Origin of the sequence: Vibrio sp. Vb0888 (assembly GCF_033338835.1) — a bacterium.
In the GTDB taxonomy this organism is placed as follows: Bacteria; Pseudomonadota; Gammaproteobacteria; order Enterobacterales; family Vibrionaceae; genus Vibrio; species Vibrio alginolyticus.
In genome coordinates this window covers 1-1,097 of record NZ_JAWOTL010000285.1, presented here as the reverse complement: position 1 = coordinate 1,097, position 1,097 = coordinate 1, and the positions used below count along the sequence as shown (strand labels likewise).

Here is a 1,097-nt window from a genome sequence, read left to right as displayed (position 1 = left end):
ATACGATTCGTGAGATTCAAGGTTGGCTATCCAAAGGCATTGCGATCGGCAAAGTGAAAGGATTGCTCGGCCAATCGGATGTAGAAATCAGTGCAGAAAACCATTCGCTTGAAGAAGTGGAAACCGTACTGTCTGCCTTGTCGCAACTCAATCGTGGCAAAACGGAAAGCGTCCTCTCATCGGTATTGAAAGAGTACCCGCTCAACTTAGTCGTAGATCAGTTTATCAATCCTGTGTTTGAAGCATTGGATTTGGTTAAGGGCTCGCTGCGCTCTTTGCAGATGGGATTGTTCCAAACCTGTTTAATCACGCGTTTGGCATTGGTGATCGATTCTGAAAACAAAGCATCTACTAAGGGGAAATGTCTGTTGATCAGCTTTGAACAAAGTCGAGATGCGGAAAGCTGGATTCAGGCGGCGAAGTTGTGTGAGCAAGGTTACCACATCACTTTACTCGACAAGGTGGACGACGTTTCTGGCTTGGTGGGGCACGACGTGATTGAACGCTACCAGCGTGTTTATGTGTTCTCGAATAAGGCGCTACCTGCCAAGCAAGTGGAAGCATTCAAAGCGCTGTTAGCGCGGTATCCTGAGCAAGTGCAGTGTTCGGAAGTTATTGAGAAACTTCATCTTGCACAAACACAGATTCAGTAAGGAGACCACATGATTCTGGTTTGGTTTAGGCGCGATTTACGCACGTTAGACCACACGGCGTTAAAGGCGGCACTTGATACAGGACAACCTGTTGTTGCTTGTTTTGTTGCAACGCCAGAACAGTGGCAAGAGCACCACATGGCGCCGATGCAGGCGGATTTAATCGCTAGGCGTCTTGAGCATGTTCATCAAGAGCTCACAGAGCTAAACATTCCTCTTCTGTATAAAGAAGTTCCGCGTTTCGAAGACTGTACAAAAGTCATTTGCGATTGGGCGGATAAGCTCAACGCAATGGCGGTAATGGTCAACATTAATTATGAAGTGAATGAAGTTGAGTTGGATAGAAAGGTATCTCAAGCACTGGATAATCGTGGGGTAGAGTTTCACGCCTTTCACGACAAATGCGTTCATGCGCCAACGACCGTACTCAACAAGCAAGGCGAG

At 47.0% G+C, this 1,097-nt stretch carries 2 protein-coding genes; both read left to right on the top strand.

Features of this window, described 5'->3' with window-relative positions; all coding sequences use genetic code 11:
- Positions 1-653: helix-turn-helix-type transcriptional regulator (locus R7P72_RS25670; RefSeq protein ID WP_318111055.1), on the top strand; the 653-nt coding region annotated here is incomplete at its 5' end.
- 9 nt (positions 654-662) lie between these two features.
- Positions 663-1,097: deoxyribodipyrimidine photo-lyase (locus R7P72_RS25665; protein ID WP_318111053.1), on the top strand; the 435-nt coding region annotated here is incomplete at its 3' end.